10 protein-coding genes and 1 pseudogene are annotated in these 7,870 nt (G+C 69.5%); 3 read left to right on the plus strand and 8 right to left on the minus strand.

Going from position 1 to position 7,870, the window contains the following annotated elements:
• The 3 genes from H5J26_RS25765 to H5J26_RS25775 all read right to left on the minus strand — a co-directional run.
• Positions 1–1,319 (minus strand): chromosome segregation SMC family protein (locus H5J26_RS25765; RefSeq protein WP_181768365.1); only part of this gene is annotated, 1,319 nt, incomplete at its 3' end.
• Between the two features lie 249 nt (positions 1,320–1,568).
• Positions 1,569–1,781 carry a hypothetical protein gene (locus H5J26_RS25770; RefSeq protein ID WP_181768366.1) on the minus strand — a complete coding sequence of 71 codons (213 nt, stop codon included), beginning with the start codon at positions 1,779–1,781 and terminating at the stop codon, positions 1,569–1,571.
• 304 nt (positions 1,782–2,085) lie between these two features.
• Positions 2,086–2,349 carry an acylphosphatase gene (locus tag H5J26_RS25775; protein ID WP_181768367.1) on the minus strand — a complete coding sequence of 88 codons (264 nt, stop codon included), beginning with the start codon at positions 2,347–2,349 and terminating at the stop codon, positions 2,086–2,088.
• Positions 2,350–2,706: 357 nt separating this feature from the next.
• On the opposite strand from H5J26_RS25775, the gene H5J26_RS25780 reads away from it, so the two are divergent.
• The 3 genes from H5J26_RS25780 to H5J26_RS25790 all read left to right on the plus strand — a co-directional run bounded on the left by H5J26_RS25780 (position 2,707) and on the right by H5J26_RS25790 (position 4,697).
• Positions 2,707–3,477: a CAP domain-containing protein gene (locus H5J26_RS25780; RefSeq protein WP_235981106.1), complete on the plus strand. Its 771-nt coding sequence runs from the start codon at positions 2,707–2,709 to the stop codon at positions 3,475–3,477.
• A 148-nt stretch (positions 3,478–3,625) separates the two neighbouring features.
• Positions 3,626–4,207: a class I SAM-dependent methyltransferase gene (locus tag H5J26_RS25785; protein ID WP_181768369.1), complete on the plus strand. Its 582-nt coding sequence runs from the start codon at positions 3,626–3,628 to the stop codon at positions 4,205–4,207.
• Between the two features lie 88 nt (positions 4,208–4,295).
• Complete coding sequence (locus tag H5J26_RS25790) at positions 4,296–4,697, plus strand: nuclear transport factor 2 family protein (RefSeq protein WP_181768370.1); 402 nt, start codon at positions 4,296–4,298, stop codon at positions 4,695–4,697.
• 65 nt (positions 4,698–4,762) lie between these two features.
• Here H5J26_RS25790 and mutM read toward each other — a convergent pair whose 3' ends face one another.
• The 5 genes and pseudogenes from mutM to H5J26_RS25815 all read right to left on the minus strand — a co-directional run.
• Positions 4,763–5,683, minus strand: a complete 921-nt coding sequence (gene mutM, locus H5J26_RS25795) for a bifunctional DNA-formamidopyrimidine glycosylase/DNA-(apurinic or apyrimidinic site) lyase (RefSeq protein WP_181768371.1) — start codon at positions 5,681–5,683, stop codon at positions 4,763–4,765.
• A gap of 107 nt (positions 5,684–5,790) precedes the next feature.
• Positions 5,791–6,606 (minus strand): ribonuclease III, encoded by an 816-nt coding sequence (gene rnc / locus H5J26_RS25800; RefSeq protein WP_181768372.1) that lies wholly within the window; start codon positions 6,604–6,606, stop codon positions 5,791–5,793.
• 19 nt (positions 6,607–6,625) lie between these two features.
• On the minus strand, positions 6,626–6,799 hold the full coding sequence (gene rpmF, locus H5J26_RS25805; protein WP_028433405.1) for a 50S ribosomal protein L32: 174 nt from the start codon (positions 6,797–6,799) through the stop codon (positions 6,626–6,628).
• A gap of 2 nt (positions 6,800–6,801) precedes the next feature.
• The gene (locus tag H5J26_RS25810) at positions 6,802–7,362 is read right to left on the minus strand and encodes a YceD family protein (protein ID WP_181768373.1); all 561 of its coding nucleotides are present in this window, start codon (positions 7,360–7,362) and stop codon (positions 6,802–6,804) included.
• A gap of 198 nt (positions 7,363–7,560) precedes the next feature.
• Positions 7,561–7,870 (minus strand): annotated as a pseudogene (locus H5J26_RS25815) (cell division initiation protein); the annotation flags it as partial.

The following is a 7,870-nucleotide window of genomic DNA, read 5'->3' on the forward strand; positions in this document are numbered from 1 at the left end:
TCGACCTCCGCCTGGAGCGTCTCGTACTCCTCCTGGGCAGCGGCCGAGCGCTCCTGCGCCTCGTCCCGCGCCGTCGTCAGCCGGTCGATCTCGGACTGGGCCGAGGACGCACGGCTGCGGGCCGCGTTGACCTGGCCGTGCAGCCGCGCCAGCCCTTCACGGCGGTCGGCGATGGCGCGGGCCACGTCCTTGAGGCGACGTTCCTCCTCCTGCAGCTGCCGCTCCAGTTCCGAACGGTGCGCGACGGTGTCGTCCAGCGCACGCTCGGCGGCCTCCAGAGCGGCCTCCAGCTCCGCTTCCTGCTCACGGATACGGCCGGCCTCGCGCTCCATGTCCTCCGGTTCGCGGCCGCGACGCTCCTCGACGGGGTCGGCCTCGGCGTGCTGGAGGCGCTGGTCGGCCAGACCGATGGTGCCGCGGACCCGCTCGGCGAGCTGCGAGAGCTCGTACCAGGTCTGCTGGGCCCGTTCCAGACGGGGCGTCAGCGTCCGTACCTGCTGCTCCAGGTCGGCCTCGCGGCGGAGCGCCTCCTTCAGCCGGGCCTCCACCGAGTCCTTGCGCTCCTTGAGCGCGGCCTCGTCGGCCACCTCGGACTTCAGGGCCTCGCGCAGCGCGACGAGGTCGTCGGCGAGCAACCGCAGCCGGGCGTCGCGCAGATCGGCCTGGATCACCTGTGCCTTGCGGGCGACGGCCGCCTGCCGGCCGAGCGGCTTGAGCTGCCGGCGCAGCTCGTCCGTGAGGTCCTGTACGCGGGCGAGGTTGGCCTGCATCGCGTCCAGCTTCCGCAGCGCCTTCTCCTTGCGCTTGCGGTGCTTGAGGACTCCGGCGGCCTCCTCGATGAACGCGCGTCGCCCCATCGGATCGGCGTGCAGGACGCCGTCGAGCTGACCCTGCCCGACGATGACGTGCATCTCACGCCCGATGCCGGAGTCGGACAGCAACTCCTGGATGTCCAGCAGTCGGCAGGTGTCGCCGTTGATCTGGTACTCACTGCCGCCGTTGCGGAACATGATCCGCGTGATGGTGACTTCGGCGTAATCGATGGGCAGCGCGCCGTCGTTGTTGTTGATGGTGAGGGAGACCTCGGCGCGGCCGAGCGGCGGACGGCCGGTCGTACCGGCGAAGATGACGTCCTCCATCTTGCCGCCGCGCAGCGACTTGGCGCCCTGCTCCCCCATCACCCACGACAGGGCGTCCACGACGTTGGACTTGCCGGAGCCGTTGGGACCGACGACGCAGGTGATGCCGGGCTCGAAACGCAGCGTCGTGGCGGAGGCGAAGGACTTGAATCCCCGCAGTGTCAGGCTCTTCAGGTGCACGCCGTCGGACTCTAGTCCACTTGCCGCCCTCATCCGGCGCGGACCGGTGACGCAACGCGCCGAAGTCCCATGGTCGTTTCGGTTTCACCGCAGAAGGTGGAGGGCACATCAGTCGGTAAGCGCAACACCCAACTGCCCACACCACACGTACTGGTGAGAAAGACCACCCGGAAACAACGAAGGGACGCCGAAGCGTCCCTCGCGGAATTTATGAACGGCGGCTGTACGCCAGACCGGACCCTGGGAAGGTCAGGTCAGCGCAGGCTCCGCCTGGGGTACGTCGATGTCGATGCCCTCGAGCATCGAGTCCTGGTGCCGTGCGGCGGCGGACAGAGCGTCGTTCTCGGCCTGCATCCGTACGAGCTCGGATTCCAGGTCCTGGACACGCTGCTGCAGCCGTCGCATCTCGGAGAGGACTCGGGGGTCGGAGCCGCCGACGTAACCGAGAAGCGCCTTTGCCATGATTGATGGTCCTCCACACTGAGTGACCAACCCGAGTGGTGGTTGGCCGTGAGGGAAAATTCGCGCCCGCCTGTACCACTTCTGAACTTATTTTCCGGATCAAACAGTCCGGCTGCGGGGGACTTCCAGCTTCTCACCAAAAGGTATGACGGTCAACACGATCACGCCCCGCGGCCCTGGGCGGCCCTGGCTCGACGGTGCTCAGTGCACCGGAGGCGGCGGCCCGCGGGGGGCGTGAAGATCACTATCTACCACTCGTTGCGGCAGCCTTGCATGGTCAGCCACGAATGGCAACCGCTTTGGATCATCGAATTGCGAAGCCCGAGTAGCCCCCTCGGGGCCGGCTCCATATCTCTGTGACGCCGTCGACCTGCCCGGGCGTGTCGCCTGCGCGCAGCCACTCCAGAAGCTGCTCGCACCCCTCCTTCCGTCCCTCCGCGACGACTTGGACCCGCCCGTCGCCGAGGTTGACGACGAAGCCGTCCAGCCCGCCGATGCGGAGAGCGGCAGCGCGCGTGAACCAGCGGAAGCCCACCCGTTGCACTCGGCCGCGCACCCACGCAGTCATCCGCACACCGGCCTGATCGCCGTCCACCGCCCCGCAATTAGCACCACCCTCACACATGTGGCGCACGCTATAGGGACATTTCCCCGGAGAGCACATGCGCCCCGTGCGTCATCCAGTACAGTCCGGCCCAGCGAGCTTCACTCGATCGGGCGAAGCCGAGAAAGCCGAAGACATGTGAGGACTTCAGAGATGGGCCGTCACAGACGCGTATCCCACGCTCCCGAGCCCCCCGCCGTCGCATATTCGTATGACGTCGGACCCCGGCAGGAGCGAGGCTCGCACCGCAGGCCGATGCCCGCCGCCCCCGTGCGCGGTGGCTTCTCGGCACGGGCGGGACTTCTGGGAGCGTCCGCGGCGATGGCAATGGGTGCAGTGGCCGTCGCCTCCACCATGGTTCCGCAGCCCGGGGGCACCTCGGGCACGCAGTACAGCGACAGGGTCCAGGCTGACGGACCGCCCGACCAGTCGCCGGAGGCCCCCTCCGTTCCTTCACCGGAAGGCGGGGCGGAGTCCCCCGGCGGTGAGGTGGGAGAGAGCACGGGCGGCAACGTGCCGCCCGATTCCGAGGGGAACGACGGGCGTCCGCAGAGCCCAGGTTCCTCGCAGCCGTCCGAGCCCGGTGGCGGTTCGAGCGGCGACAACTCGAAGCCGTCCGACCCCGGTGGGAACGGCGGCGAGAGCAGCGACTCCGGCGGGAAGGGCGACTCGGGCAGCGGCAGCAGCGACGAGGAGCGTCCCGCCAGCAAGACGGAGGCCGCCGAGGCGGAGGTGTTGTCGCTCGTCAACGAGGAACGCGACGAGGCCGGCTGCAAGCCCTTGAAGAACGACCCCAAGCTGGAAGAGCTCGCCGGCGACTTCAGCAAGGACATGGGCATCCTCGGCTTCTTCAGCCACCTGGGTCCCGACGGCACGTCGCCGTGGGACCGGGCGGAGGACGCGGGCATCCTCGATCTCGGCGGGGAGAACATCGCCCGCGGGCAGTCCGACGCCGAGTCCGTCATGGAAGCCTGGATGGACAGCCCCGGACACAAGGCCAACATCCTCAACTGCAACTACCGCACGCTGGGCGTCGGCGCGTACCTGAGCGGCGACTCCGGTCCCTTGTGGACTCAGAACTTCGGCTACTGAGAAAAGCGCAGATCAGAGCCCCGATACAGCCCTTGGGCGGTGTCGGGGCCGTTCTGTGTTCGGGCACTGAACGCCGGAGAGGCTGTCGGCAGCGGCCCCGGTCTCGCGGGCTGGTCGGCGGAATCGGGCACGGATAGCGTCCGACCGCATGGTCTTCAACTTCAACGATCACTACCACCCGCTGCTGCTGTCACAGGTGCCCGACGGGGCGCGGACGGCGCTGGACGTCGGTTGCGGGACCGGCCGGTTCGCGCGCCTGCTTGCGCAGCGCGGGCTGGACGCGGAGGGGGTGGACCCCAATGCCGACGTCATCGAGGCAGCGCGGACGGCCGGCGGCGGTCCTCGGTACCGCCACGTCGACGTGCGGGACGGACAACTGCCCGACGCGCACTACGACTTCATCTCCTGCATCGCCAGCCTCCACCACATGCCCTTCGAGACGGTGCTGACGTTGCGGAAGGCCCTCGCCCCGGGCGGTGTCCTGGCGGTGCTGGGGCTCTACCCGGTGAGGACGGCGGCCGACTTCGTATGGGCGCTCCCCGCCCGGTCCCTGCTCAAGGCCGATCGCCTGCTGAGCCGGCACCGGCCCCCTCCGTCCGTGGACATCCCCCTCGTCTGGCCTCCCCCGCTGACGTACGCCGAGACCCGCGTCGAAGCCGCTCGGCTCCTCCCCGGCTCGACGCTTCGCCGCCTGCTGTTCTGGCGGTACCTGCTGGTGTACCGGGCCTAGCGGCTCGGGCCTGACCGCTGGTCGGAGGACGGTCATGGTCCCGGAAAATCGGGCCCCGGCCGTTCACGCCGGCTGCTAGCGTCGCGCCGTGTCCAAGGCCGAGATCGACGCAGTGACCACCGAGTTCTTCGGCGCGTTCGACAACCGGGGAGGCAAAGCCGCCGACGTCGCCCGGATCCGTCGCCTGATGCTTCCGGCCGGGCTGATCGTGAAGACGGGCCCGGAGTTCACGGTCTACTCCGTGGACGAGTTCATCGAGCCTCGTCAGCAGCTCCTGGCCGACGGCAGGCTGGTCGAGTTCTCCGAGTGGGAGACCTCCGAGCGGACCGAGATCGCGGGCGGTGTCGCGTCGCGATTCGGTGAGTACCGCAAGTCCGGAGTCCTGGACGGCGAGCCGTTCGAAGGTGGCGGGGTCAAGACCCTTCAGTTCGTCGCCACCCCGGAGGGATGGCGGATCGCGGCACTCGCCTGGTGTGACCAGGCACCGTGATCCCGAGCGGAGCGGGCTGGTTCAGTTCTCGCCGCTCGGTCCGGCTCCCCTGGAAGCTGCTCCGGCTACCGGGGGACGACGCGGACGCCCGCCGGTCCCGTCGGCACCGTCATCGGGCGCCGAGTCCGGGGCGGCGGCTGGCACTTGGGGCAGTAGTAGCTGGAGCGGTTCATCCAGGGGCGGCGGCGCATCGCGGTCCCGCAGCGACGGCAGGGCTCGTCCTCGCGGCCGTACGCGTCGAGTGAGCGCTCGAAGTAGCCGGACTCACCGTTGACGTTGACGTAGAGGCTGTCGAAGCTGGTGCCGCCGACCGCGAGGGCGGCGTTCATGACATCGCGGACGTGCCCGAGAAGCTCGACGGTGCGGGGGCGGGTCAAGGTCGCCGTCGGGCGTTCGTAGTGCAGCTTCGCGCGCCAGAGGGCCTCGTCGGCGTAGATGTTGCCGACCCCGCTGATCAGCGACTGGTCGAGCAGCGCTCGCTTGATCGTCGTACGGCGGCGGCGCAGGGCGGCGTGGAAGGCAGCCTCGTCGAATGCGGGGTCGAGCGGATCCCGGGCGATGTGGGAGATCACGTCGGGGAGGGTGTCGTCGCCCTCGGCTGTCGGCACCTCTGAGTGCAGGGAGAGACCGCCGAAGGTGCGCTGGTCGACGAAGCGGAGCTCGCCCGCCTCCGGGTCCTCGAAGGTGATGCGGATGCGCAGGTGCTTCTCGTCGGGGGCGCCGGTGGGCTGGATGAGGAGCTGGCCGCTCATCCCGAGGTGGGCGAGCACGCAGACGCCCTCGTCGAGAGGGAGCCACAGATACTTGCCCCGGCGCCGCGCGGGCCCGAAGCTGTGGCCCTTGAGCCGGTCGGCGAAGTCCGCCGCGCCCGCGGCATGCCGGCGTACGGCGCGGGGGTGCAGCACTTGCGCGCCGGCGATCGTACGGCCGCCGGCCCAGCGCTCCAGCCCTCTGCGCACCACCTCGACCTCGGGCAACTCGGGCACTCTCTCTCCTCACTCGAGGGGCGGCCGGCCATGGGAGCCGGGCAAAAAGCTCGAGCCCCGCGGCCCTCCCGTAGGAGCGGCCTGCGGGGCCCGTCTCAGGTGCGGAATCAGGCGCCCGGCGACGAAGCCTTCGCGTCGGGCCGGCCGGCTGCCTCGTCGGCGGCGGCACGGATCGCCCGCCAGGCCGTCTCAGCTGCCTGCTGTTCCGCTTCCTTCTTGCTGCGGCCGGTGCCGGTGCCGTACGCGACACCACCGACGCGGGCGGCAGCCGTGAAGACCTTCTCGTGGTCCGGGCCTGTCTCGGTGACCAGGTACTCCGGGACGCCCAGGCCCTCCGCGGCCGTGAGCTCCTGGAGGCTGGTCTTCCAGTCCAGGCCGGCCCCGAGGTTGGACGAGTGCTCGATCAGGGGGTCGAAGAGCCGGTGGATGAGCTCACCGGCGGCATCGAGACCCTTGTCGAGGTACACCGCGCCGATCACGGCCTCCAGGGTGTCGGCCAGGATCGACGCCTTGTCGCGCCCGCCGGTGCCCTCCTCGCCGCGTCCGAGCCGGATGAACGCGCCCAGATCCAGATCGCGCGCGACGCCCGCCAGGGCACGGGAGTTGACCACGGCGGCACGCAGCTTCGCGAGCTGGCCCTCCGGGAGGTCGGGGTGGACGCGGTAGAGCGTGTCGGTGACGACGAGTCCGAGGACGGAGTCGCCGAGGAATTCGAGGCGTTCGTTGGTGGGCAGCCCGCCGTTCTCGTACGCGTACGAGCGGTGCGTCAGCGCACGCACCAGAAGGGCGGACTCGAGCACATAGCCGAGCCGCCCTTCCAGAAGCGTGTGGGACGAGGCCGCATCCACCAGATCCGCCGCCGGTGCCGCCGGTTCGCCTCCGTCACGACGGGGGGCGCTGCCAGGGGTTCGGGCGTCTGACATGAAGCCTGTCACCAGCCGATCAGACCTCGAGGACCTGACGCTTGTTGTAGGTGCCGCAGTTCGGGCACGCGATGTGCTGCTGCTTCGGCTCCTGGCAGCGCTCGCACTTAACCAGGGTGGGGACCGCAGCCTTCCACTGCGACCGGCGGTGGCGCGTGTTGCTGCGCGACATCTTCCGCTTCGGAACAGCCACGGCTACTTCTCCTGTGAGTCGTCCCCGGCTTGCCGGGGCGTGTCGTTCTCGCCGTCCTTCATGGTCTCGGCGAGTCCCTGCAATGCCGCCCAACGGATGTCGACGGCGTCTTCATGGTCGTGCTCCGGGTCGTCCGCCAGGACCGCCCCGCAATCGGGGCACAGTCCCGGGCAGTCGTCCCGGCACACCGGCTGCAGCGGCAGTGACAGCACCACCGCGTCCCGCAGCACGGGCTCGAGGTCGAAGTAATCGCCCTCGAGAGAGAAGGTGTCGTCCTCCTCCTCGGCGTCGTCGCCGGTCTCCGCACCGTGGCGGCTCCGGTCGTCGGCGTCGGGGTAGGAGAACAGCTCCTGGAAGTCCGCCACGCATTCCTGCTCCAGCGGCACCAGACACCTTACGCACTCCCCCTTGAGCGGTGCACGGCCGGTGCCTGTGACAAGCACACCCTCCATGACCGACTCCAAGCGGAGATCGAGCTCGATCGTCGCGTCGTCCGGCACCCCGATCACCTCGACTGCGCCGAGCTTTCCGGGGGACGCCACCGAGCGGGAGAGCTGCTTCATCGCGCCAGGACGCCGCCCCAGTTCCCGTGTGTCGAACACCAGGGGGGCGCGGGGGTCTAGGCGGGGGTTCAGGGCTTCCTGCTTTCTACGGTGGGGCTTCGCCGCCCGGCTGGGAGCTCCGGGCAGCAGTCATCGCCGACGTGCGCGTGACCGAGGAGCCAGGATACTGGACCGCCCCGCCGACGGCCCAATCGAGCCTCAGCCCCCCTGCCCGTACCCCTGTCCGTAGCGGGCTTCGTACTCACGGACCTGCTCCAGATCGATCATGCTCGTGTCGAAGAAGCTGGTCTCGTCGAGCTGCGGCTGCTGCGGCTGCGGGTGCCCCTGCTGCGCATAGGCCTGCTGCATCTCCGCCTGCTGCTGAAGCAACTGCTGTTCCTGTTGCTGTTGTTGCTGCTGCGCGTAGTACGGATCGGGCTGCTGGCCGTAGTAGGCGTACTGCTGCTGCTGGTAGGCGTAGGCGTCCTGCCCGTAGTACGCCTCCTGCCCGGCCGGGGCGGCGTAGGGA

The sequence above is a fragment of the Streptomyces albidus (ex Kaewkla and Franco 2022) genome, from assembly GCF_013870515.1.
Taxonomy (GTDB): domain Bacteria; phylum Actinomycetota; class Actinomycetes; order Streptomycetales; family Streptomycetaceae; genus Streptomyces; species Streptomyces albidus.

Coding starts and splice junctions, on each gene's coding strand:
- H5J26_RS25770 (WP_181768366.1), bottom strand. CDS start 1,781: ATGGCAAAGGCGCTTCTCGGTTACGTCGGCGGCTCCGACCCCCGAGTC.
- H5J26_RS25810 (WP_181768373.1), bottom strand. CDS start 7,362: ATGAAGCAGCTCTCCCGCTCGGTGGCGTCCCCCGGAAAGCTCGGCGCA.
- H5J26_RS25785 (WP_181768369.1), top strand. CDS start 3,626: ATGGTCTTCAACTTCAACGATCACTACCACCCGCTGCTGCTGTCACAG.
- rnc (WP_181768372.1), bottom strand. CDS start 6,606: ATGTCAGACGCCCGAACCCCTGGCAGCGCCCCCCGTCGTGACGGAGGC.
- H5J26_RS25780 (WP_235981106.1), top strand. CDS start 2,707: ATGGCAATGGGTGCAGTGGCCGTCGCCTCCACCATGGTTCCGCAGCCC.
- H5J26_RS25775 (WP_181768367.1), bottom strand. CDS start 2,349: ATGACTGCGTGGGTGCGCGGCCGAGTGCAACGGGTGGGCTTCCGCTGG.